Annotated in this window: 17 protein-coding genes and 1 pseudogene; 8 read left to right on the forward strand and 10 right to left on the reverse strand. The window is 69.3% G+C overall.

The features are described 5' to 3' along the window. Positions 1-127 precede the first annotated feature (127 nt). Positions 128-2,626: a SpoIIE family protein phosphatase gene (locus ABEB03_RS25450; protein ID WP_345653872.1), complete on the forward strand. Its 2,499-nt coding sequence runs from the start codon at positions 128-130 to the stop codon at positions 2,624-2,626. Between the two features lie 422 nt (positions 2,627-3,048). Here ABEB03_RS25450 and ABEB03_RS25455 read toward each other — a convergent pair whose 3' ends face one another. After that, the gene (locus ABEB03_RS25455) at positions 3,049-3,546 is read right to left on the reverse strand and encodes a winged helix-turn-helix transcriptional regulator (RefSeq protein ID WP_345653875.1); all 498 of its coding nucleotides are present in this window, start codon (positions 3,544-3,546) and stop codon (positions 3,049-3,051) included. Between the two features lie 424 nt (positions 3,547-3,970). Between ABEB03_RS25455 and ABEB03_RS25460 the strand changes: the two genes are divergently transcribed. The 3 genes from ABEB03_RS25460 (at position 3,971) to ABEB03_RS25470 (ending at position 8,994) form a co-directional block, all read left to right on the forward strand. Beyond that, entirely contained in the window at positions 3,971-4,246 is a 276-nt protein-coding gene (locus tag ABEB03_RS25460; protein WP_345653878.1) for a hypothetical protein, read from the forward strand. 346 nt (positions 4,247-4,592) lie between these two features. After that, positions 4,593-5,000: a peptide-methionine (R)-S-oxide reductase MsrB gene (gene msrB, locus ABEB03_RS25465; protein WP_345653881.1), complete on the forward strand. Its 408-nt coding sequence runs from the start codon at positions 4,593-4,595 to the stop codon at positions 4,998-5,000. 217 nt (positions 5,001-5,217) lie between these two features. Next, positions 5,218-8,994: a S8 family peptidase gene (locus ABEB03_RS25470; RefSeq protein ID WP_345653886.1), complete on the forward strand. Its 3,777-nt coding sequence runs from the start codon at positions 5,218-5,220 to the stop codon at positions 8,992-8,994. Positions 8,995-9,120: 126 nt separating this feature from the next. Here ABEB03_RS25470 and ABEB03_RS25475 read toward each other — a convergent pair whose 3' ends face one another. From ABEB03_RS25475 to ABEB03_RS25490, 4 genes and pseudogenes are all read right to left on the reverse strand, one after another. After that, positions 9,121-10,125: a helix-turn-helix domain-containing protein gene (locus tag ABEB03_RS25475; protein ID WP_345653888.1), complete on the reverse strand. Its 1,005-nt coding sequence runs from the start codon at positions 10,123-10,125 to the stop codon at positions 9,121-9,123. 319 nt (positions 10,126-10,444) lie between these two features. Further along, positions 10,445-10,625 (reverse strand): annotated as a pseudogene (locus tag ABEB03_RS25480) (SAM-dependent methyltransferase); the annotation flags it as partial. A 68-nt stretch (positions 10,626-10,693) separates the two neighbouring features. Next, positions 10,694-11,161, reverse strand: a complete 468-nt coding sequence (locus ABEB03_RS25485; protein ID WP_345653891.1) for an SAM-dependent methyltransferase — start codon at positions 11,159-11,161, stop codon at positions 10,694-10,696. A gap of 157 nt (positions 11,162-11,318) precedes the next feature. Next, positions 11,319-12,674 carry a mycothione reductase gene (locus ABEB03_RS25490; protein WP_345653894.1) on the reverse strand — a complete coding sequence of 452 codons (1,356 nt, stop codon included), beginning with the start codon at positions 12,672-12,674 and terminating at the stop codon, positions 11,319-11,321. A 388-nt stretch (positions 12,675-13,062) separates the two neighbouring features. Here ABEB03_RS25490 and ABEB03_RS25495 point away from each other — a divergent pair, with 388 nt between their 5' ends. Beyond that, positions 13,063-13,551, forward strand: a complete 489-nt coding sequence (locus ABEB03_RS25495) for a VOC family protein (protein ID WP_345653897.1) — start codon at positions 13,063-13,065, stop codon at positions 13,549-13,551. Positions 13,552-13,564: 13 nt separating this feature from the next. Here the strand turns inward: ABEB03_RS25495 and ABEB03_RS25500 are convergent, their stop codons facing one another. The 4 genes from ABEB03_RS25500 to ABEB03_RS25515 form a co-directional block, all read right to left on the reverse strand. After that, complete coding sequence (locus ABEB03_RS25500) at positions 13,565-15,004, reverse strand: dihydrolipoyl dehydrogenase family protein (RefSeq protein ID WP_345653900.1); 1,440 nt, start codon at positions 15,002-15,004, stop codon at positions 13,565-13,567. Positions 15,005-15,288: 284 nt separating this feature from the next. Continuing rightward, on the reverse strand, positions 15,289-16,488 hold the full coding sequence (locus ABEB03_RS25505) for an epoxide hydrolase family protein (RefSeq protein WP_345653903.1): 1,200 nt from the start codon (positions 16,486-16,488) through the stop codon (positions 15,289-15,291). 66 nt (positions 16,489-16,554) lie between these two features. After that, entirely contained in the window at positions 16,555-17,985 is a 1,431-nt protein-coding gene (locus ABEB03_RS25510; protein WP_345654756.1) for a dihydrolipoyl dehydrogenase family protein, read from the reverse strand. 61 nt (positions 17,986-18,046) lie between these two features. Further along, a complete protein-coding gene (locus ABEB03_RS25515) occupies positions 18,047-18,520 on the reverse strand; it encodes a VOC family protein (protein WP_345653905.1) in 474 nt (157 codons plus the stop codon). Positions 18,521-18,923: 403 nt separating this feature from the next. Here ABEB03_RS25515 and ABEB03_RS25520 point away from each other — a divergent pair, with 403 nt between their 5' ends. Beyond that, on the forward strand, positions 18,924-21,227 hold the full coding sequence (locus ABEB03_RS25520; protein ID WP_345653908.1) for a SpoIIE family protein phosphatase: 2,304 nt from the start codon (positions 18,924-18,926) through the stop codon (positions 21,225-21,227). Between the two features lie 138 nt (positions 21,228-21,365). Further along, entirely contained in the window at positions 21,366-21,842 is a 477-nt protein-coding gene (locus ABEB03_RS25525) for a MarR family winged helix-turn-helix transcriptional regulator (RefSeq protein WP_345653911.1), read from the forward strand. A gap of 57 nt (positions 21,843-21,899) precedes the next feature. Here the strand turns inward: ABEB03_RS25525 and ABEB03_RS25530 are convergent, their stop codons facing one another. Then, positions 21,900-23,504: an MFS transporter gene (locus ABEB03_RS25530; protein ID WP_345653914.1), complete on the reverse strand. Its 1,605-nt coding sequence runs from the start codon at positions 23,502-23,504 to the stop codon at positions 21,900-21,902. A 227-nt stretch (positions 23,505-23,731) separates the two neighbouring features. Here ABEB03_RS25530 and ABEB03_RS25535 point away from each other — a divergent pair, with 227 nt between their 5' ends. Further along, positions 23,732-24,334, forward strand: a complete 603-nt coding sequence (locus tag ABEB03_RS25535; protein WP_345653919.1) for an XRE family transcriptional regulator — start codon at positions 23,732-23,734, stop codon at positions 24,332-24,334. The last annotated feature ends 48 nt before the right edge of the window (positions 24,335-24,382 follow it).

The following is a 24,382-nucleotide window of genomic DNA, read 5'->3' on the forward strand; positions in this document are numbered from 1 at the left end:
GACCCAGCTCATTTCGTTTGGGCTGCGACGCTGTCACAAACCAGGGCCTTGACTGGTCAATCACGCAAAACGGGCATATGGCATCCCGCCTCCACTCCCTCACTCAGCCATCCAAGGAATCACTGCGATGACCATGACCATGACGAACCTCGACTCGGTGACACTCGGTAAGCAGATGAGTGCGTCCGAGATATCCGACACCGCGGTCGCGCTGCTCGACGACCACGGCATGGTCGTCGGATGGACGCAGGCCGCCGAACAGCTCGTCGGGTACGCCGCGAGGGACGTCGTGGGACGGTCGGCCGCCCTCGTACTGCCGTCCTTCGGGGCGGTGCTGACGACATCTGCGTTCGTCGAGCGGTGTCGTGCCGAGAACGGCTGGTCCGGCGCGACGGCGGTGCGCCACCGGGACGGGCGCGTGCTCGACGTCAGCCTGCGGATGTCGAAGCTGGAGAAGGGCGACGGAACACCATGGTGGCTCGCGTCCTTGGCCGACTTCGGCGAACGGTCCGGGGACCCGATGAACGGATCGGTCCGGGGACTGCTGCTCGCCCGCGCGCCGGTCGGCATCGTCATACGGGACCCGCAATTGCGTTGCACCGCGGTGAACGACGTGATGGAGAGCCACGACGGCCTTTCCCATGACCGGAGGCTCGGACGCCGGATCACCGATGTGCTGCCCGGCCCCAAGGCCGAAACGCTGGAAGCGGTGATGCGGCAGGTACTGGAGAGCGGTACCACCCTGGTCCACGAGTACCGGACGTGGCTGCCCACGGGACCCCATCGGGAGCACCCGTTCGCGGTCTCGTTCCAGTGCATCCAGGGCGCCGACGGACGGTCTCTGGGGGGATGTGTCATCAGTGCCGACGTCGTCGAGAGCCGGCGGGCGCGCGAGTGCCTCGCCACCCTCGGCGAGGCGGGCACGGGCCTCGGCAGCACGCTGGACGTGATGCAGACCAGCCAGGCGCTGGCCGAACTGGCCGTGCCTCTGCTGGCCGACTTCGTCGCCGTCGACCTGGAGCAGTCCGTCTCGTTCGGCGACGGGGCCCCGCTCCCCTTCGGACCCAAGGGCAAGCACCTCCCTGTCTTCCGGCGTGCCGGACTGGCCTCGATCCACCAGGGCGTCCCGGAATCCCCGTCGGCGCTCGGCGAGCCCGTCATCGTGCCGCCCGCCTCACCCTTCACCGAGGTACTGCGGACCGGGAGGTCGCGCCTGGAGCCGGTCCTGGACGCCGCCTCGTGCAGCTGGCTCGACGAGGCGCCGGTACTGGCGCAGAGGATCTACGACAACGGCGCCCACTCGCTGATGGCCGTCCCCATCCGCGCCCGGCACGCACTGCTCGGCGTGATGCTGTTCGTCCGCACCGAGGACCCGGAGCCGTTCCAGGAAGTCGATGTACTCCTGGCCGAGGAGCTCGTCAGCCGCGCCGCGCAGTCGCTGGAGAACGCCCGTCAGTACGCTCGCGAGCATTGTGCGGCCCTCGCCCTGCAGCGCCACCTGCTGCCGCACAAGCTGAGGGGCGGCACGGCGGTCGAAGTGGCCTCCCGCTACCTGCCCGCCGACATGGACCACGGCGTGGGGGGCGACTGGTTCGACGTGATCCCGCTGTCCGGTGCCCGGGTGGGCCTGGTCGTCGGTGACGTCGTCGGGCACGGTCTCCACGCCGCCGCGACCATGGGCCGCCTCCGTACCGCGGTGCACACCCTCGCCGACATGGATCTGCCCCCGGACGAGCTGCTGGCCCACCTCGATGACACGGTCCAGCGCCTGGCCGGTGAGGACGACGCCCCGGACGGGGCCCCCGCGGTCATGGGCGCGACCTGCCTGTACGCGGTCTACGACCCGGCCAGCCGCCGCTGCACCATGGCGCGGGCCGGGCATCCCCTGCCCGCGATCGTCGACCCGCAGGGGCAGGTCACCTTCCCCGACCTGCCTGCCGGGGCCCCGCTGGGCATCGGGCTGGGGGACCCCTTCGAGGCCGTGGAGCTGGAACTGCCCGAGGGAAGTCTCCTCGCCCTGTACACCGACGGTCTGATCGAGACCCGAGACGGCGACATCGAGGAGGGCATGCACCGCCTGGGCGCCGTTCTTGGGCAGCCGGATCGCTCGCTGGAGGAGCTCTGCACCGAAGCGACGGCATGCTTCCCGGGGCAGACGCCGTGCGACGACGTCACGCTGCTCCTGGTCCGGACCCGCTCACTCGACCCGACCCAGGTCGCCTCCTGGGCGCTGCCCAGTGACGAGACCGCCGCCCGCGCCGCCCGCACCCTGGCAGCGGACCAGTTGAAGGAGTGGGGCCTGGAAGGTCTGGAGGAGTCCACGAAGCTGATCCTCAGCGAACTGGTCAGCAACGCCGTCCGGCCCAGGACCGGCCCCATCGGTCTGCGCCTGATCCGACACCAGGTGCTGACCTGCGAGGTGTTCGACACCGATGTCTGCTCCCCGCGTCCGCGTCGCGCGCACACCATGGACGAGAACGGCCGCGGCCTCTTCCTGGTCGCCCAACTGGCCCGCAGATGGGGCTCCCGACCGGTGTCGGGCGGCAAGATCGTCTGGGCCGAACAGGACCTTCCCGCCGGGGCCTGTGTCCGGTCGTCCGTTCCGCCTGTCGATACGCGGAGCTGACCGGGTCTCCTCGACGGTGACGTGGATCCCGGACGACATCCGGCCCGACCGGGGCCCCTCCCGGGCGTCCGGCACCTCCCCGACGGCAGGGAGGCCAGGACAGCGCGTTGTACGCCCGGCCGAAGTGCCGAGGGCACAACTGGCTTTCATTGCCTGCTATTTCGCGGAATTCCCCTTTCGGCCGCGAGGGCACTCGGACGTACTGGAAGATCACGTGGTTCTTTCCGAAGCGAGGAGGGCGCTTCGGGCCGAGCCATTACATCGATGTGTGCACTGGGCGGTACTGGAACAGTCCCTGCCCGAGACGGCTCGGCCGGCTTGCCTGCCCGCCCCACGACGACGCGCGCGCTCACGGCGTCGGCATCAGCGCGAAGAGCCGTCCATGGACGCGTCGGCCGGACGCGACGGACGAGGCGGCCGGTTCACGTCGTGTGCCGACGAGGAGTCTCGACCGGTACGGCATCGGCCAACGGCTCGGCCGCGCGGGACTGCACGAGGAGCAGGTCGTCGGGAGACAGGGGGCTGCCGTCCTCCGCGGTGAGCTCCAGGCGGCGGGGTGCCTGGCCCGTGCGGGCGTCGACCACGCGGGTCAGCACCTCGTCGTCCGCGAACAAGTGCCGTTCGCCCCACTGACGCAGCGCTGAGAGCACGATGTGCAGGTCGCGCCCCTTGTCGGTCAGCACGTACTCGTGGGAGTTGCCGAGTGCCGATTCGTGGATCTCGAAGATCCCGACCGTCACGAGCTTCTGCAGGCGCGCGGTGAGGATGTTGGAGGCGAGCCCGATGCGCTTGTTGAAGTCCGTGAACCGCGTGACGCCGCGCATGGCGTCACGCAGGATCTGAAGCGTCCAGGTGTCACCGACCTCGGACAGCGAGCGGTCGATCGGGCAGGGCGAGTGGACCAGCTCTCGGCGCTTCACGAGTGCCTCCCAGACACGTGTTACTTGCAATTGTAAAGGATCAACGCTGCGGTCGGCGGGGCCGGCATCATCTGCGGCCTGTGCCCGCGCGGTCGCGCGGATCCATCGGGCTCGGAGCTCGCCGACCGGGGCGCCGAAGCCGAGTTCGGCGCGTGAGCTCTTTGTACTGCGCGCTGCGGAGCAGGCGCCTCGAGCGGCACTCGAAGCGCCCGTGCCCCACGGCCCGCCTTCGGCGACCGCGGCCGCGAAGACGCCCCCTGGGGTACGAGGTACCGGCAGGGCGCCGCAGGAGAACAGGGGTGCTCGACCGGTGGGACCCTGAAGGTCCGGAAGCGGGCGGGGCGCGCACGGCCCCTCGGGGCAACCCGAACGCGTCGGACACTGCCCCGAGCTGGACGGATTCGTCGACACCCTCGCCCGCCGCATGGCCTCCTTCGACCGGCGCCCGATCGAGGCCGCGAAACGTCTCGTCAACCAGGTCTCGCTCCCCGCCGTCGACACTCTCCTCGACGGCCGCAACACGTTTGCCGCCTCACTGAATTGGCCCGAGACGCAGCAGCGGGTCGCCGCTCTCTTCAAGCGAGGCCTGCAGCGTGAGGGAGACCTGGAGAAGCACTTCGGTGCCCATCTCGCCGACCTGCTGAACGACAAGCCGGACCGACCCCCGCGGCCGGAGCCGCGCCGCCGACCCGGCGGGTGAGTGCCGAGCCACTGCCGGCCTTTCGTGCCGCGTCCATGCGGTCCCGTCCCGGTGGGGTTCTCCGGGCAGGATTTCTCTTCCACCGAGCCGATTCTCCCTTTCGCGCGGAAAGCAGGTCGCCGAGGTCGGCGGGTGTGATTCAGCACACGTCATGACGGCGAGACGGCGGGAACACCGCAGGTCGCGTCACGGTTCAAGGACATACGTGCGTGAAAAGGCGCCGTCCCCGGCTCAGCCGCGAGCCTGCAGCGGATCATTCGACGGAATCCCTGCAGAGCCATTTGCCGCGAGGTGAATTCCTTTTCCCCTCCGTTTCTCGCTACCGAATGTGATGAGGTTGAGCTTCATGTCGTATGACGTCGAAAAGCCGGACGAGCAGTGGCGTGCCGAGCTGGCTCCCGACGAGTACAAGGTGCTGCGCCGGGCCGCCACGGAGATGCCCTTCACCGGCGAGTACACCGACACCAAGACGAGAGGCGTCTACTCCTGTCGGGCTTGTGGCGCTGAACTCTTCACCTCCGCGGAGAAGTTCGACTCCGGCTGTGGCTGGCCCTCCTTCTACGACCCGAAGGACAGCGACGCGGTCGAACTGGCCGAAGACCGGTCGTACGGCGTGGTGCAGACCGAAGTGCGGTGCGCGCGCTGCGGATCGCACCTCGGGCACGTCTTCGAGGGAGAGGGCTTTCCCACCCCGACCGATCAGCGCTACTGCATCAACAGCATCTCGCTGCGTCTGACGGCCGACGAGAGCTGACGGTCGACGAGAGCTGACAGCCTCGAGGGTGCGGGCCGACCGGCACCGGTTCGGTGCCGGTTCCCGCACCTTCGGAGCCCCTGGCGCAAAGGTGACTTGGCGCGGGTCCGACAGGTCCAGCTGCTGACCGACCGCCTGCTTCCCGCCACGCTGTGCCCTCATGAGATCAATTAGCAGACCGTGGCGGTGTGTTGCCCGTGCGCCGCAGTACCGCTCGGTGGCCGTGGCCACCGTCGCGGCGGTCCTCATGGGCGCGGCCGCACCCGGCGTCGGCCGGAGCGTGCCCGGATCGGAACGTGCTCCGGGCGCCCTGCGTCCGTCCGTGCACATGGTGACACTGATCACGGGAGACCGTGTCACGGTGACCCGGTACGCGGACGGTCGGCAGGTGGCGACCGTGCATCCCGCGACAGAACGCGACAGCGGCGGGTTCAGCACACGTGAGGTCGACGGTCGGGTGTACGTCACACCTCACAGCGCCATTCCCTACCTGTCCTCGGGACAGTTGGACCCGGCGCTCTTCAACGTGACGGACCTGATCGCGCAGGGATACGACGACTCCCACGCCAAGAAGCTGCCGCTGCTCCTGCGGTACGGCTCGTCGACCCGCCTCTCGGCACAGAAGGCGCCCGCGGGTGCGGAGCGCCGACGGGTGCTCGACAGCATCGACGGTGTGGCGGTCGCCGCCGGCAAGGGCGACCTGAACACGTTCTGGGACACCGTCACAGGGACGGCGGACAAGACCTCCCGCGGTGCGAGCGCGAGCGACCGCGGGGAGGCGCGGAAGCGCCCCTCCGCCTCCCGTCTCGCCGGCGGCCTGGACAAGATCTGGCTCGACCGCAAGGTACGGGTGTCGCTGGACCACAGCGTGCCGCAGATCGGCGCCCCGGAAGTCTGGAAGACCGGGGTCACAGGCAAGGGCGTCAAGGTCGCCGTGCTGGACACGGGCGTCGATGCCACCCACCCCGATCTCGCCGGACGCGTCGGCGAGACACACAACTTCAGCACGAGCGACAGCACCCGCGACGCCGTCGGCCACGGCACCCATGTGGCGGCGACCATCGCGGGCTCGGGCGCGGCGGCGAACGGCACCCGCAAGGGCGTCGCACCCGACGCCGAACTGCTGATCGGCAAGGTGCTGGACGACTCCGGCTCCGGCGCGTACTCCAACGTCCTGGCCGGCATGGAGTGGGCCGCCCACTCGGGCGCCCGAGTCGTCAACATGAGCCTCGGTGGCCCCGCGGCCGACGGCGACGACCCGCTCGCGACGGCGGTGGAGCACCTGACCGACGAGACCGGCACCCTGTTCGTCGTGGCGGCCGGAAACGAAGGCCCAAGCCTGGGAACGGTCGGCTCGCCCGGCATCGCCCCGAGCGCCCTCACCGTCGGCGCCGTCGACCGCAACGACGACCTGGCCGGCTTCTCCAGCCGCGGCCCCGTAGGGGAGACCGACAGCGTCAAGCCCGAACTGACGGCGCCAGGTGTCGACATCGTTGCCGCGCGCGCCGCGGGCACCCGGATGGGCACCCCGGAGAACGACCTCTACACCTCGGCGTCGGGAACGTCGATGGCGACTCCGCATGTCGCCGGCGCGGCAGCTCTCCTCGCGCAGCGTCACCCGAAGTGGAAGCCCCAGGACATCAAGAACGCGCTGGTCGGCTCGTCGAAGGTGATCGCGGGCCAGAGCGTGGACGAGCAGGGCGGCGGCCGCGTGGACGTCGCCGCGGCCTTCGCGCGCACCGTGATCGGCACCGGGGCACTGGACCTCGGTGTGCTCGGGCCGGACAGCGGCACGACGACTCGGACAGCGGCGTACACGAACGATTCCGCGAAGCCGGTCCGGCTCACGTTGTCGCTCCGGATGACGCAGGCCGACGGATCACAGGCGCCGGCCGACGCGATCACCACGGATGCGCCTGCGGTCACCGTCGAGCCGGGCGAGACCGTGCAGGTCCCCATCAAGGCACACGCTGCGGATCTGGAGCGGGGCCGCTGGTCGGGCTATGTGACGGCAACTCCGGACGACGGAACACCAGCCGTGCACACCGCTCTCGCCGTGACGGTGCGGGGCGCGATGCGCACGCTGACGATGCACTTCGTCGACAGTGAAGGCAACCCCGCAGCGGTCCCGTCGCTGGAACTCTACGGCTCCGACTACCGGTTCGACACGCTGCGCTACGCCCTGCCCGGGCCCGACGGCACAGTCGCCCGCGTCACGCTTCCGGAAGACACGTACTTCTTCAAGGCCCTGGTGTATCAGACCGAAGTCAAGGGCTACCACTACACCGAGGTCCTGCGGCCCGAGCTGAAGCTCGATTCCGACAAGGAGATCACGCTCGACGCCAGAACGGCGCGCCGCATCCAGGTCCGCACGCCCAAGGCGTCGGAACAGCAGGGCATGATCCACTTCGGCTCCTACCGGGCCGTCGGCACCCGGAAGATCTCCACCACGACGATCGACTTCGACTCCGTCCGCACCGTCTCCGCCACACCCACCACACCCGTCAAGAAGGGAACCTTCGAGTTCTACTCGCGCTGGCGGATGGTGGCTCCACGACTTCAGGTTCATGTCCAGGGCAAGCACACCCCGGAACTCACCCCTGTGCTGTTCGGGCACTCGCCCGCCGTCGACGGCACACGCCGACTGCCCCTGGTCTACGTCGAGCCCGACTCACTGGCGGGCCGAGACCTGCGGGGCAAGGCGGTGCTGATGCACACGTCCGGCGGGTCCCTGGACCAGATGGCCGCTGTGGCCAAGACCGGGGCCGCGGCATTGGTGATCATCAACGAGTTCCCGCTCCCGGTGTGGTCCCGCTGGGACCCGACCGGCGAACGCGACCCGATCACCACCATGCACCTCCCGCAGCAGCAGGGTGAGAACCTCCTCGCCTGGATGAAGCGGCAGAAGCACCAGTCGGCCACGCTGGACCTGTCCGGCACCTCTGCCAGCCCGTACCTCTACGATCTGACCCTGGCCGAGAAGGGCGCCGTACCGGACCGCCTGACCTACACGGTGAAGACGTCCGACACCGCGACGGTCGAATCCCGCTTCCACCGGCCCGGAACCGAGGCCTGGACGATCGAACAACGGTTCGCGTGGCGCCCCTGGCAGGACACGTCGTTCGCGATGGACAACCGGTCCTACGTGAAGCTGCCCTTGACCCGGGTCGAGACGATCAGCGCCGGGGACACCGTGTGGCTGGAGAGAATCGCCCACAAGCCGCCGTGGGACACCGAAGGCTCGGTCGGCGGAGGAATGACGGGCGGCCTGCACCAGTACGCGGCCGGCCAGCACCTGCGCGAGAACTGGTACGGATCGGTCGTCCGCCCGACCGCCCCGACCGGCAACCCCGGATTCCGCTCGGTGCGCCAGGGCGACACCATCGCTCTGCGGCTCGCGGAGATGAGCGACGGTGAGAGCCACCACTACGGCTTCGCCGGTGACGACGAGACCGATCAGGTGCGTACGCGCCTCTACCGCGACGGCACGCAGGTGGCCGACCAGGCCCGACCGTGGGGCGACTTCCCGGCCGGACAGGGGGAGGGTCTCTACCGGCTGCAGCTGGAGACCTTCCGCGACTCGCCCGCCTGGACCTTCTCGACGAGGACCGACACCTCCTGGTCGTTCCGGTCCGCACCGCCGGCGTCGGGTCAGGAGCAACTGCTGCCCTTGCTGCTCCTCGACTACGACGTCCCGGTCGACACCCGCAACCAGGTGAAGCGTTCGTCGTCGACGACATTGCGGGTGACGGCTCGCCACCAGGACGGCTGGACCGGCGCGCACGTCAAGGGCATGCGGGTCTGGGCGTCGACCGACGACGGCCGGCACTGGACCTCCGTCCCGGCCTCGGTCCACCGCGACGGCACCTACGAGGTGCGTCTCGGCCGCGGCCTGACCTCCCGCTCCGGCTTCGTGTCCCTGCGCGCCGAGGCCTGGGACGGCGCGGGCAACAAGGTGGAGCAGACGGTGGTTCGCGCGTTCGGCGTGAAGTAGCCGAGGGCTCCGGGCGGTGTGGGTGACGTGATCGCCTTGTGGGGAGGCATCACGGCACCGCCTGGACGGTGCGGTCGGCGTGGGGCGCCGACCGCACCCTCTCGGGCTCGCCCCGCCGGCCGGGGGTCAGAGCCAGTCACGGCGGGCGGCATGCCAGCCGAGTTGTATCCGGGTCGCGACCCCGGCGAGGTTCAGCAGGCTCTGGATACGTCGCTGAACGGTCCGCTTGCTGACACCGAGGCGTGTGGCGATCGATTCGTCGGTGAAGCCGGCGATCATCAGGGACAGCACATGCCGGTCCTCCGGCGCCGGCGAGGCAGAGTCGGGCGCCGCCTCCCCGGCTTCGCCGATCCGGCCCTCCGACGTCACCCGCAGCGGGGTCCCTGCCTCCCAGTAGCGCTCGAAGAGGGCGATGAGCGCATCCAGCAGACTGCTGCCGCGGATCACCAGGGCCGTGACATCGTCGGGGTCCGCGACGGAGCCGGCCGGTGCCAGAGGGCAGATGGCCACGGTGCGGTCCGCGATCGCCATCCGGAGCGGCAGCGCAGGAACGGCACGTGCCTCCTCTCCGACACGGACGGCTCTGACTACGTTGTCAACGGCGTCGGGATCGTTGAAGAATGCCTGCTCGTACAGGACTTGGTACCTGATGCCGCGGGCCAGGGCCTCGAACTCGGCCTGGTTCGTCCCCGACGGCATCGCCACGTACTGCGCCTTGCAGAACCACAGCAGCTCGTCGCGGGCGCCTTCCTGGAGCTGGCGCAGCCGCTGGCGCAGCGCTTCGGCACCGGTGATCGTCTCGATCATCTCGACCGGGCCTCGGGCCCAGGCGTGGCGGCGGTAGGTCTCCGTCAGGTCGGTGACGGCGAGGCGTGCCTTTTCGAGGTCGTTGGTGCGGCGCTCGAGCCGCGGCAGCAGGGCGGGTTCGGGAGGGTTGGCCGCGAACCGGCCCGGCCGGCCCTCCACCGCCCGCGCGAGCCCCTTCTCGGCCAGTGCCGCGAGAAGCCGTTGCACCACGGCGCAGTCGGCGCCCGTCGTCGCCGATATCTCCTCCGCCGATGCCGTGACGGTGGTGACAAGGGTGCGGTACACGTCGGCTTCGTGGGCCGAGATGCCCACCGCCTTCAACATCGCGTCTTTCTCCCATCCTTGGCCGGACGTGCGGCATGGAAGACCGGCGTCCCATGTTGGACTCTATGACCGCCGACAGACCTGATCGCTTGCGGGGGCACTCCCGCTCAGTGACAGGCACTCCTCCCCGTGGGCCGGCCCCTTGCGGCAGCCCGCCGGGCGACCGCGCTGTGCGGGCAGTCATGGCTCTCTCACTCGACACTTGTGATGCGCAAGTGGCGGCGTCCACCTTGACAGTGTTACTTGCGATTTGCAAGTAGAAATCTCCGGCGCATCGCACCACGGCACCGTCGCGGTCGGCGACCGGCCGGCCGTCCGTGCCGTCGGCCGACGGCGGTACCTCGACGGCGAAGAACAGGAACGTGGTCCTCGCCGAGAGGCCGTGGAAGCCGTCGGGGAACAGTTCACGGGCCGCCGGGTCGGGCTGCGGCTCACTGATGACGGAAAGACGAACCGGCGGCGGTGAAGGCGTCCGTCATCGCGTGCCGGGGCTCGCGCCAGACCTGCCGCCCGGTGCGCACATGCTTCCCGGGTGGCCGGGCGACACGTACCACTTCGTCGGCACGTCCTACGGCTGGAAGTACTCCGACATCAGGTCGCTGACCCATTCCGGCTGCTTGATGTCCACGGGGCGGAACTCCTCCATCGTCGGCTTCAGGTCGATGACCGGAGTGCCCGAGACCGCGTCGAGGCCCACCACCGTCAGTTCGCGGCCGCGGACGGATTCGATGGCGCAGGACGTCACGCCGATGCGGTTCGGCCTGCGGGGGCCGCGGCCGGCGAAGACGCCGACGGGCGGGAGGTCGGAGCGACCTCGGTAGGGGCGGGGTTCGCGGTAGTCGTCGCGTTCCTCGAACTGGTCGAAGACGAAGAGGACTTCCACGTGGGAGAAGCCCTCCAGTCCCTGGAGGCAGGCGTCGCCGAAGCGCTCGTCGATGGTGATCGTGCTGCGGACGGCACCCCAGTGGTCGGTGTGCTGGACGTCCGTCCTGTCGTTCCGGACCGTACCTATCGGTGTGATCTCGAAGCTCGGCATGGCCAGAGGCTATCCCCTCCGCACCGCTGCCGGCATCGAAGTGATCGGCACCGCCGGCGGTGGCCGCAGGCATGTGTGTCGCCCCGGCGCAGTCCTGCGGCCACGACGGCCCGGTCGTCGCTCGCGGACGGCTCGCCGGCTGCCGGTGTGTGGTCGACTACAGGTCCAGCAAGGCCTGTTCGACCACTTCGGTCAGAGCGGGGTGGATGTAGAGCACGTCCCGGGCGACCTGGTCCACCGTCGATCCCAGCATCATCGCCTGGAGCAGCGGCTGGATGAGCGTGGCGGCCTGAGGGCCGATGATGTGTGCACCGAGGATCGTGCGATCGACAGGATTCGCCAGGACTTTGGCGAAGCTGGTGGTGTCCTCCAGCGCCCAGCCGTATGCGGTCGCCGAGTAGTCGCGGACGCTCACCCGATAGTCCTGCTGGCGGCGACGCGCTTCCTGCTCTGTCAGACCGACACTCGCGATCTGCGGGTTGGTGAACACCGCGTGCGGAGCGAGCTCGTTGGAGAGCGTGCGGAGGTCCTCGGGATGGAGGATGTTGTGTTGCACGACTCGCGACTCTGCATTCGCCATGTGTTTGAGCTGAAAGTGGTTCACCGCGTCGCCGAGTCCCCAGACCCCTTCCACCGAGGTGCGGTAGGTGCTGTCCGTGACGATGTGACCGTGCTCGTCGAGTTCGAGCCCGCCGGCAGCGGCGTCCAGTCGATCGGTGTTCGGCCTTCGGCCGACGCAGACCAGCAGCATGGCGGCCTCGATGGTATGCGTGCCGTCAGGGCATGTCGCTGTCACCTGCACCCCGCTCTCGGACGGTGCGACGGACGTGGCCTTCGCGTTCACCAGCACACGGTGACGCCGGGACGCCAGCTCGGTGAAGCGGGTCGACACCTGTTCGTCCTCCGCCATCAGCAGGCGTGGCCCGCGCTGCAGGATCGTGACGTCCGTCCCGAAAGCGCTGAACACGTGGCTGAACTCCGCTGCGATGAAACCACCGCCGAGCACCACCATGGACGGCGGCACCTCGTCGATCCGCATGATGGTGTCGGAGGTGTGGTAGGCCACGGTGTCGAGGCCGGGGGTATCGGGTATGACGGGACGCGACCCGACTGCGACGACGAAGGTGTCCGCGGTCATCTGCTCGTCTCCCACCTGCAGCACCTTCGGCGCGACGAAGCGTCCCGGCTCGGTGTAGACGTCGATTCCCTTCTTCCTGCGGTAGTCGACGGCGCTTTCGTGCAGTGGGTCGATGTGGTCGAAGACCCGGTCGCGGATGGCTTTCCAATTGACCGGCTCGACACTCGCGTGGACTCCCAGACGTGTCGCGGCGTGTGCGTCCTCGACCGCGTCGGCGGTGATGACGAACATCTTGCTGGGTATGCAGCCGCGGTTGAGACAGGTGCCGCCGAAGCGGTCCGGCTCCACGATCGCGGTGCGAAGGTGATCGAATTCTTCGTTCAGCAGCATGTTGCCGCTGCCCGTCCCCAGGATGACGAGATCGTAGTGCCGCATGCCCGCCCACCTTCCGTCGACGAGACAGTGACCTTGCGGCGCAGGGTCATGAGCTCATTGCCTCTTTGATCTCAATTCTGGATGTATGGCCCTGTTCCCACCACCAGATCGGCTTGCCGGCGCGACCTGGCTCGCACTGCCGACCGGATGTTCTGCGATGTGACGTCACGGACTGTCACGGAACGCATCGCCTGGGTGTCCGCCCTCGATCGATAGGCGGGCTGATTCCGACGGCGGGGGCCGGACGTCTCCGGCTGAACTTTCATGGCGGCTAAGTCAGAATTGTCATACAGGCAGTGCGGGCGGCCCGGACAGGATTCGGGTGTGCTGCCTCAGCACGGCCGCCCGCGGGCCACGCCCTGAGCGGACACGTGGCGAGGAGGCGGGGATGAGTACCTCACAGGCCGGGCAGGAAGCCGCGGCGAGCGATGCCGAAACGCCCGCGACGACGATGAAGTTCGAGGTCGCGGCCCTCCCGGTCGCTGACGTCGACCGAGCCCTGCGCTTCTATCAAGGGCTGGGCTGGCGACTCGACGCGGACTACGAAGCCGGGCCGGAGTTCAGGATCGTGCAGCTGACGCCGCCCGGATCGGAATGCTCGATCCACTTCGGCAGGGGTGTCACCCCGGCGGCACCGGGCTCCGCCCACGGTCTCTACCTGGTGGTCCAGGACATCGAGCAGGCCCGCGCCGACCTCCTCGGAAGAGGTGTGGACGTGAGCGAGGCCTACCACAACACCTACGACACGGGTGCGCAGGTACGTGTGGACGGTCCCGCACCGGACGGGCGGAGCTACGCCACCTACGCCTCGTTCAGCGACCCGGACGGCAACGGGTGGCTGTTGCAGGAGGTCAAGGAGCGGCTCCCCGGCCGCTGACAGAACTCGCAGTTCAGCCCCGATGGGCTTCGAGCAGCCTCAGCCACACCTCGCTGATCGTCGGAAATGCGGGGACGGCGTGCCACAGCCGCTCGACGGGGACCTCGCCGGCCACCACGACGGTTGCCGAATACAGCAGTTCGGCGATGCCCGGACCGACGAAAGTGACCCCGACGACCGTGCCCCGGTCCAGGTCGATCACCATGCGGGCCTTGCCCCGATACCCCTCCGCGTACTGGTGTGCCCCGGCCACGCCGCGGAAGTCGTGGTCCACCACCTTGACGCGCGTTCCGGCGTTCTCCGCCTCGCGTGCGGTCAGGCCGACGGACGCGACCTCCGGGTCGGTGAAGACCACTTGGGGTACGGCGGCGCTGTCCGCGGTCGCGATGTGCGGACCCCACCTTTGGGTGTCGACCGGTTCGCCGTGGGCGCGCGCGCCGATCACGGGTCCGGCGATGCGCGCCTGGTACTTGCCTTGATGGGTCATCAGGGCTCGATGGTTGACATCGCCGACCGCATAGAGCCAGCCGTCCTCGAGGGCGGTGACGCGGAAGGTGTCGTCGACGCTCAGCCATCCGCCGGGAGTCAGTCCGACGGTCTCCAGGCCGATGTCGTCGGTCTGCGGTGTCCGGCCGGTGGCGAACAGGATCTCGTCCACGTCCAGTTGCCCGCCGTCCGACAGCCCGATGCGCACCGCGCCGTCGGGTCCTTCCTCGCGTGCGACGGACGTGACGGAGACCCCGAAACGCAGGTCGACGCCGTCCTCGCGCAAGGTCTCCGCGACCATCTCGCCGGCGAAGGGTTCCATCCGCGTCAGCAGGCAGTCGCCACGGACCAGCATCGTCACCTCGGAACCGAGCGCACGCCAGGCGGTGGCCATTTCGACGGCCACGACCCCTCCGCCGACGACGGCCAGACGACGGGGGACGGCATCGGCGCCCGTCGCCTCGCGGTTGGTCCAGTGACGGATGTCGTCCAGATGGGGAAGGTCCGGCAGCGCGGTACGCGTACCCGTGCACACGGCAACCGCGTGACGGGCGTCGAGCCGGACCGTCCCGCCCTCAGGGGTGGTCACCACCACCTGACGCGGCCCGTCGAGGCGGCCGTGGCCCCGCACGAGGTCGACGGAGACGGAGTTCAGCCACTCGACCTGGTCTTCGTCATGCCAGTGGTTGACCATGTCGTCGCGGTGTGCGAAGACGGCGGGCACGTCCAGTGGTCCGCCGACCGCGTTCTTCAGCCCCGGCACACGGCGGGCATCCGCGCGTGCCAGTACCGGCCGGAGCAGCGCCTTGCTCGGCTCGCATGCCCAGAACGAACACTCGCCGCCGAGCAACTCCTTCTCGACGATGACCGTACTGAGCCCTGCGGCCCGGGTCCTGTCGGCGACGTTCTCGCCGACGGGGCCTGCCCCGATCACGACGACGTCGTAGGTGCGAGAGGTGTCGTTCATGGCTGCTCCTGTGTCTTCGCCGACCCTCGCGAAGGCCCGGCAGCGCAACGATAGACACAACCCCGGCGTCGGCGATCGAGGCGCGCGAGGTGTCACATTTCTTGAGCGACACGCCACGAGTCCGGCTCCGCGAGGCAGCCAGACCGCGTCGGCGGTAGTGGCAGACCCCCGATACACAGGTGTGGCGGACGGGTGCAAGGAGAGGGGCGGCTGAACGGTTCACGCCGGAGCCATGCAGCCGCCCTGTCCGCGTCAGGCCCTGTGTCGGCCCTCGATCGATGGGGTCACCGCAGGCTGCGGAACCCGTCGCGGATCTCCTGCACGAGGAGTTCCGGCTGCTCCCAGGCGGCGAAGTGGCCGCCCTTGGGGAGCTTGTTGTAGTGGACGAGGTTCGGGTAGGCCTGCTCCGCCCAGCTCTTGGGGGTCGCGTAGAGCTCGTCGGGGAAGACGCTGACGGCGACGGGGAGCTTGACGCCCTTGGCGCCGAAGAACGGGGTGGTGTTCTCGGCGTAGAGGCGGGCGGCGGAGATCGCCGTGTTGGTCAGCCAGAACAGGGTGATGTTGTCCAGGACGTCGTCGCGGGACAGGCCCTCGGGCACGCCGTCGAAGGCACGCGTGATCATGGCCAGGCTGGCCGCGTCGTGGTCCAGGAGGAAGGCCGCCAGGCCGACGGGGGAGTCCGCCAGGCCGGTCAGCGACTGCGGACGCGAGGCCATCATGTAGGCGTAGTAGACGTGCCGGTAGACGAAGTCGAGCTGCTCGACGGCCGCCTTCTCCTCGTCGTCGGCGAGGACGGTCCCGGCGGGCAGCGGGTTGCCGACGGCGATGGCCTGCTCGATGGCCGGGGGGAAGATGCCGGGCATGTTGGTGTGGATGCCGAGCAGTCCCTCGGGCTCGTGCACGCCCAGCAGGTCGGTCACGACGGCACCCCAGTCGCCGCCCTGGGCGACGTACTTGGTGTAGCCCAGACGCCTCATCAGCTCGGCCCAGGCGCGGGCGATGCGCTCCGGGCTCCAGCCCTTGGAGGTCGGCTTGCCGGAGAATCCGTAGCCGGGCATGGACGGGATGACGACGTGGAAGGCGTCCTCGGCCCTGCCGCCGTGGGCGGTGGGGTCGGTGAGCGGTTCGATGAGCTTGAGTTGCTCGACGACCGAGCCGGGCCAGCCGTGCGTGATGATCACGGGTATGGCGTTCTCGTGCTTGGAGCGGACGTGGAGGAAGTGGATGTCCAGGCCGTCGATCTCGGTGATGAAGTTCGGCACCGACTTCAGCTTCGCCTCGACCTTGCGCCAGTCGTACTCCTCGGCCCAGTACCGGGCCAGTTCCTGGATGGTCGCCAGCTGTGTGCCCTGGGACTGATCCGCAACGGTCTCCTTCTCCGGATATCGCGCCGCCTTGATGCGCGAACGCAGGTCCTCCAGCTCCGCGTCGGTGACCTCGAAGGTGAACGGCCGGATCGATGTGTTGTCAGGGGTGACAGGCATCTTGATCTTCCTTGGATTCTTGCTCGTGGGGATGGGGCGAGTGTCGCGACGTCGACGTACCCTCTGTCAGCCGCGGTGGGTCTCCAGCAGCCTCAGCCAGACCTCGCTGATCGTGGGGAAGGCCGGGACGGCGTGCCAGAGCCGGTCGATCGGAACTTCGCCCGCGACGGCGATGGTGGCCGAGTGCAGGAGCTCTCCGACTCCGGGCCCGGCGAAGGTGACGCCGGCGACGGTGTCGCGGTCGAGGTCGATGAGCATGCGCGCCTGGCCGCGGTAGCCGTCGGCGTACTGATGCGCGCCCGCGACGTGGGAGAGGTCGTAGTCCACGACCTTGATCCGGCGGCCGCTCTGTTCGGCCTCACGTGTGGTGAGGCCGACGGAGGCGACTTCGGGGTGGGTGAAGACGACCTGGGGCACAGCGGTCCTGTCGGCTGTCGCGACATGGGTGCCCCAGGGGGCGTCGTCGACCTGTTCCCCCTTGGCCCGGGCGCCGATGACGGTGCCGGCGATGCGGGCCTGGTACTTGCCCTGATGGGTCAGCAGGGCTCGTTGGTTGACGTCGCCGACGGCGTAGAACCAGCCGTCGGCGACGTCGGTCACTCGGAAGGTGTCGTCCACCTTCAGCCAGTCGCCCGGGGTGAGGCCGATGGTCTCCAGACCCAGGTCCCAGGTCCGTGGTGCTCGTCCGGTCGCCAAGAGGATCTCGTCGGCGACCAGTTCGCCGCCGTCCGTGAGGGAGACGCGCACCTCGCCGTTCTCACGTCCTACCGAAGCGGCGGACGTCCCGAACCGGATGTCGACGCCGGCTTCACGCAGCCCGTCGGTGACGAGTTCACCGGCGAACGGCTCCATCCGCTGCAGCAGCCCGTCCTCGAGAACCAGCATGGTCACCTGGGAACCGAGCGCCTGCCAGACGGTGGCCATCTCCACGGCCACCACACCGCCGCCGACCACGACCAGACGGGCGGGCACACGGTCGGAACTGGTCGCTTCCCGGCTCGTCCAGGGCCGCACGTTCTCGAGCCCGGGAATGCCGGGAAGGGCCGCGCTGGTCCCCGTGGAGACGGCCACCGCGTACCGCGCCGTGAGCCTGACCGTGTCGCCTTCGGGTGTCTGCACGCTGACCTTGCGCGGCCCGTCCAACCGGCCGTGGCCGCGCACGAGATCGACCGACACCGAGTCCAGCCAGTCGACCTGGTCGTCGTCCTTCCAGTAGGAGGACATCTTGTCGCGGTGGGCGAGGACGGCCTCCACGTCCAGCGGTCCGGCGACGGCATGGCTCAGCCCGGGTACGCGGCGGGCGTCGGCACGCGCGACGACGGGACGCAGCAGAGCCTTGCTGGGGTCGCAGGCCCAGAACGAGCATTCGCCGCCGAGGAGTTCACGCTCCACGATCACGGTGCTGAGCCCCGCCGCACGGGTGCGTTCGGCCACGTTCTCGCCGACCGGCCCTGCGCCGATGACGATCACATCGTAGGTACGGGTGGTCTCGTTCATCATGGTTCCGTTCGTCAGTGCTTGTTGCCTGGGGTGTGCTGTCGAGCTGCCGGTCGGGTGGTCAGCGTCCGGGGAGGCGGGTCTTGACCTCCTGGAGGACCCAGCCGTTGCCGTCGGGGTCGCTGAAGGTCAGGTAGCAGCCGTAGGAGGCGCGTTCGGGGTGCAGGCCGGACAGGCGCTGCTGGCCCTCACCGTCGTGGGTGACGTCACCGGCATCGTGGCCGTGGTGGAGGAGTCCGCCGGCGTCGTGGAAGACGTCGCTGACCTCGATGCCCCGGGCGGTGAGCTCGGCGTGGGCCTCGGCGATGTCGGACACGATCAGGTACAGGCCCTGGGTCGTGCCGGGGGTGGCGGTGGTCATTCCCTCGCCGAGGAGGATCGAGCACTCGGAGCCGGGCGGCGTGAAGTGGACGGCGCGGAAGTCGTCGGTGGCGGTGTAGTCGACGTCCAGGCGGAAGCCGAGCTGCTCGTAGAAGGCCTTGGCCCGGTCCACGTCGGAGACGGGCAGCACGATCATTTCCAGCTTCAGGTTCATGGGGGGTGTCCTTGATTTCTGGTGTGGGGGGCGCCGACCGGGTCGGCTTGGTTGTCTGCGGCCGTGGCCGGCTGAGCGGCGTTCGCAGTCCCGGAGGCCGAGATGGCACTTGTCCGGGGTGGGGGTTGGTCGGCCCTGGGGTCGATCCATGACAGGAAACCTACGTCGCGTTTTGCTCGTGCACAAGGTAATCGTGGCAAAGGAAAGTGTGACGAAGGCATCCAGATCATCCGGCATAACCGGGCCGCACCGCCTCCAGTCGGCTCCCGCCGAGGTCTCTCGCCCCTTCGTGAGGGCGGCTCAGCAACTAGAGTGCTGGGTGAAAGCCCTGGTAGAGGCGGACTCGGCCGATCTCGCGAGTGTCGGGCGGGTGGACTCGCGATCGGTACGGAGGTGCTTTCACATGACCCGCGACAACGTGCTTCTGCTCATCGATGAGGATGGTCGGGTGGCCGCGTGGGAGCAGCCCGCGGAAGAACTGTTCGGTTGGTCCGCCGCTGAAGCGGTCGGCCAGTCCGCGAAAGCACTCATGCGCAAGCTCCGCGCCGAAGACGGACGGCCTCGCGAAGGACGCCCCGACGCGGAGGCCCTGCTGGTCCAGCCGACTCTCCAGGGCGATTCCATGGTGTGGCGGGTGCTCGCGGCAGGGGACGGTGCGACGACACTGGACGCGGCAGTGATGCGGGCGCTCTTCGCGCATCCCCCCGCGGAGCTCCGGGTTTTCGACGATCAGTTGCGCATGGTGCGCGCCGGCCGCGGGGCAGGACTGCGACGTGATCCGCCCGCCGGGCAGCCGCTGGGGGTGCCCTTCAGTGAGGTGTGCGGTTTCGCCGCGCCTGAGGAGGAGGCCGCGGTGGCGCGCGGAGTCCTCGAAACCGGTGTGCCGGTGGTGAACCGGCTCGTGCGCGGTGCCGAAAGGTCAGCCCGACTCGGCCGCCGCGTCCTCTCCGTCTCCTTCCTGCGCCTCGAAGACTCGGGCGACACGGTTCTCGGACTGGTGACACTGGCTGTCGACGTCACCGAACGGGAACGAGCACTCCGATCCCAGGCGCTCCTGGAAAATGTGCGCACCGCCATGGGGCACCGGTTGAATGTGGGCGATGTCTGCCAGGAACTCGCCGAGGCCGTGGTGCCCGGCTTCGCGGACACCGCAGTCGTCGAGATGGTGGACAGTGCGGTCCGCGGCGAAGCCCCTCCCAAGGTGCCGGTCGGACCCGGCGTGCTGCTGCGCCAGGCGGCCATGCACGGGCTCCGGCCTGTGTCCCAGGTCGGAGCAGTGCACCCGCTGCCGGCCGATACTCCGTTCTCACACGTTCTCTCGGACCTTCAGCCCCGCCTCCTGCAGGTCGACACCGACTGCGCGTGGCTTGCCGGTGACCCGGTGCGGGCCTCCCTCATCGAGAAGACCGAGGCGCGATCGCTCATCGTCGCGCCGCTGGTGATGGACGACCGGATTCTCGGCATGGTCACCTTCTGCCGCGACGATCCTGAAGACCGCTTCGCGCACGACGACCTCGCCGTGGCGTCCGCTGTGTGCGCCCATGCGGCACCCTGCATCGACAGGGCACGCCTGTACATGCGCGAATGGATCATCACGTCCAGCGTTCAGCGCAAGATCCTTCCCGGAGAACTTCCCGACCGGCCCACCGTGGAGCTCGCCTCCCTGCACGTTCCCGGCGAAGAAGGCGGTGGCGCATGGTCCGACGCGATCGCGCTCCCCGGCGCGCGGACCGCCCTCGTCGTCGGCGACGTGGCGGGAGAAGGCGTCCCGGCAGCCATCACGATGGGACTGCTCAGGACGGCCATTCACACGCTCGCTGCCCTGGACCTGCAGCCCGACGAACTCCTGGCCCGACTCAGCGACACCACGGCCCGCCTCGTCGCCGCACGCGCCGCGCTGCCGCCCATGGACCCCCTCGTGCATGAGCCGCTCACCGCCGACTGCGCCATCGCGATCTACGACCCGGTCGATCTCACCTGCACCATCGCCCGTGCCGGCCTGCCCCAACCCGTCGTGATCCTCCCCGACGGCACCTCGTCCACCCTCCCCGTCCCTCCGGGCCCACCACTGGCCGCCGTGGACGCCGCTCCCTTCCCCGCGACCACCGTCTCCCTGCCCACGGGAAGCACGCTGGTCATGGGGACGACCGCCCTGGCGGAGGAGGTCATGGCGCCCACAGGTGCGCTGCGGCCCCTTCTCGACGACGCCTTCGGCGGCCCCCTGTCAGGCGTGCGCGACGGCATCGAGCAGGCGTACACGCGGCACGGCCGCGCCGGGGAGACCCTGCTGCTGCTCGCCCGTACCAAGATGCTGCCCGGTGAGCGGGTGATGACCTGCGGCCTGCCGACGGGCCCCGAAGCCGCACCGATCGCCCGCAGAGCCGCACGCCGACAGCTCGAGGCCTGGGGCCTGGACGACGAAACGGCGTACACCAACGAACTCATCGTCAGCGAACTCGTCGGCAATGCGACCCGCTACGGCGCTCCCCCCTTGCAACTCCGCCTGATCCTGGACCAGATGCTGACCTGCGAGGTCGGTGACTCCGCGCTGAGCGCTCCGCACGTCAAGCATGCCCGCACCGTCGACGAGTCGGGACGAGGGCTCTTCATCGTCGCGAGCCTCGCCGAACAATGGGGCACCCGATACGCCCCTCAAGGCAAGACCGTTTGGGCGGAGCAGCCGACCGGCATCGCGAAGGCGGCTTGAGTCCGTGGCCGGCGCCTGCTCGGAACGGGGGTCTTGAGCAGCTCGACCCCATTTAAAGAGTGCACAATTGAATTGCGCCAATTGAGCTCGTGGGGTAGGATCCTTTGTCACGACAACCGGCACCAGAGAGGAGTCGTGATGAACGACACCGATACTGCTCAGCGTCCAGCTGACCAGACGGACGAAGTCAGTCTCCTTCTCGAGGACCAGTTGTGCTTCGCGCTCTACGCGGCGCAGCGGGCGCTCACAAATCGCTACCGCCCGTTGCTGGAGCAGTTCGGCCTCACATACCCCCAGTACCTGGTCATGCTGGTGCTGTGGCAGCACGGCGCTCTCCCGATCAAGCGGCTGGGCACGCTCCTGGACCTCGACTACGGCACTCTGACACCGCTGCTGAAGCGTCTCCAGGCCCACGGCCTGATCCGCCGTGAGCGCCAGGTGGACGACGAGCGTTCCGTGCAGATCTCCCTCACCGAGCAGGGAAGTGAACTGCGTGAACGCGTCCGCGTGGTTCCGGCCGCCATCGGTGAGGCCGCGGGTCTCACCTTGCAGGAGACCAAGGACGCGAAGGCCCTTGTGGAGAAGTTGCGCACCAACATCTCCGAAGCCGACTGACGGCGCCCCCCCCGGTGGCGGGCACGTACACGGCCCGCCACCTTCCCCGCAGCCGACTCAGACAGCGACGGTGTCGACGGGTTCCGTGTGCGCGCCGGGCGTGCGTGCGCTCCTCCGCGGTCCGCGAGCGAGGACGTGGAGGAACAGGGCGCCCATGACGGCGGCGCCTGCCCACATGGCCTGTTGCCAGCCGTCGACGAACGATTGCTGCGCGGCGTGGACCAGTTGCTGAGCCTGCGGGCCCGCGCCGTCCGTGGCCTGCACGGCGTTGGCGACCCCTTCGCGCGCGGTGTCGGCGGTTTCCTGAGGGAGGCCATCGAGCTTGTCGTCGATGGCGCCGCGGTACCCGGCCGACAGGAGCGCGCCGAGGAGGGCGACACCCAGTGCGGTGCCGAACTCGCGCGTGACGTCGTTGAGTGCGGACGCGACGCCCTGGCGGTCACCGGGCAGGGACGTGGTGATGGCCTCGGTCGACGGTGTCATCGACAGGCCCATGCCGGCACCCATGGCGAGCATGCCCGGAAGCACGGACAGGTAGCCGCCGTCGACGGAGACGACGGAGGCCATGAGTGCCAGCCCGGTGCCCGCGAGCAGGACGCCCGTGGCCATGGTCGTACGAGGACCCATGCGCTCCGCCAGCTTCGGGGCGAGGCCGGACGACGCCATCATGAGGACGGCCATCGGCATCAGCGCGAGTGTGGACAGCAGCCCCGACCAGCCGAGGACGGCCTGAAGGAACGGGAAGAGGACCACGAAGATCCCGGCCTGCACTCCGAAGACCGCCAGCAACGTGATCGAGCCCCCGGCCAGGCCGCGCTCGCGGAACAGACGCACGTCCAGCAGGGCGGCGTCCCGGCGGCGCAATTCCCAGGCCACGAAGCAGACGGCGGCGAAGAGGCCGACGACGAGGCCGGTCACGGTGGCGGGGGCACTCCAGCCGCGCTCGGGGCCCGCCTGCAGGGAGAAAATGAGGCCGACCACGGCGACGACGGAGGCCAGCGCGCCGACCGTGTCGAAGGAGTGGCCCGATGCCTCGCGGGAGTCGGGGACCGAGCGCAGCGTCATGACGAGCGCCACGACGACCAGTACGACGGGCAGGACGAAGAGCCACCGCCAGCTCGCCACGTCCACGAGCGCCGCGGAGAGGAACATGCCGAGGATGCCGCCGCCTCCGGCGACGCCGGTCCATACGCCGATCGCCCGGCCGCGCTCCTGTGCGGGAAACGTGGAAGTGATCACGGCAAGCGTGATGGGCATGATCATCGCCGCGCCCAAGCCGCTGAGCAGGCGTGCGCCGAGCATCACCTCGGCGGACTGGGCCAGGCCCCCGGCCACGCTTGCCAGGCCGAAGACGGTCAGGCCCGCGATCAGCATGGGTTTGCGGCCCAGCCGGTCGCCGAGGGCACCGAGCGGGAGCAGCAGCGCGGCCAGGGTGAGGGTGTAGATGTTGATGATCCACAGGATGGTGCTCTGCGAGGCGTCGAACGCGATGGCCAGGTCGGGCTGGGCGACGTTCAGCCCGGACACTGAGGCGATGACGGCCATCAAGGCGACGCACACGGCGATCAGGACGGAGCGCAGCTGACGCGCACTCGGTGCGCCGTCGGCGTCGAGGCCACCGCTCGCGCCGGTCGCCTCCTGTGGGGGCCTGTTCGTGGTCATGACTTCCTTTCGAGGGCATGCCGGACGCGGCGCCGGAGCACATCCGGTCGCCGAGAGCGGCGGGAGTCGGGTTGCGGGCGGGCGGCGCGCACCGTGGGGTACCTGGTCGCGTACGTGGGACGTCGAACGGTGGTGGAGCGCGCGGCCGCGGCGTATGCGGCGTGACCCGAGTCGACCCGGGTCCGTCCGAGATCGACGCTAACCGCACCTTGCGGAAGAGGCATACGATGTTGCCCATGACGCAAGACGACGGCGAGCTGGACAGCCTGGTACGCAAACGCATCCGCGCCCTGCGCGTGGCTCAGGGCTGGTCCCTGGATGAGCTGGCCAACCGCGCCAAGCTCAGCCCGTCCACCCTCAGCCGTATCGAGAACGGTCGGCGCCGGCTCGCACTGGACAGCCTCGTCACGCTCGCCCGCGCCCTGGACACCACCTTGGACCAGCTCGTCGAGACGGCCTCCGACGACGTCGTCGTCAGCCCGATGATCGACGCCGCTCACGGGCTGATGCGCTGGCCCGTCAAAGGCGACCCCGGCATCACCGTCGTACGTCAGCGGATGACCGAGCCGCCCCCCGACAATCCCGCACGCATGCGCGCCCATCCGGGCCGGGAATGGCTCGTCGTCCTGTCGGGCACCGCGATCCTCCTGCTGGGGCACCGCCGCATCCGCGTCGAGACCAACCAGGCCGCGGAGTTCCCGACGATGCTTCCGCACGCCATCGGTGCCGAGGGCGGACCCTGCGAGATCCTGGGGATCTTCGACCGTGACGCCCGCCGCGGCCACCAGCGCGCCGACCGCGACACAGACACCGACCGCTCCCGCACGTGACGTCACACGACTCGAAGACTTGCGCGTTCGGCACCCCAGGCGGCCACC

Origin of the sequence: Streptomyces siamensis (assembly GCF_039543605.1) — a bacterium.
Lineage (GTDB): Bacteria > Actinomycetota > Actinomycetes > Streptomycetales > Streptomycetaceae > Streptomyces > Streptomyces siamensis.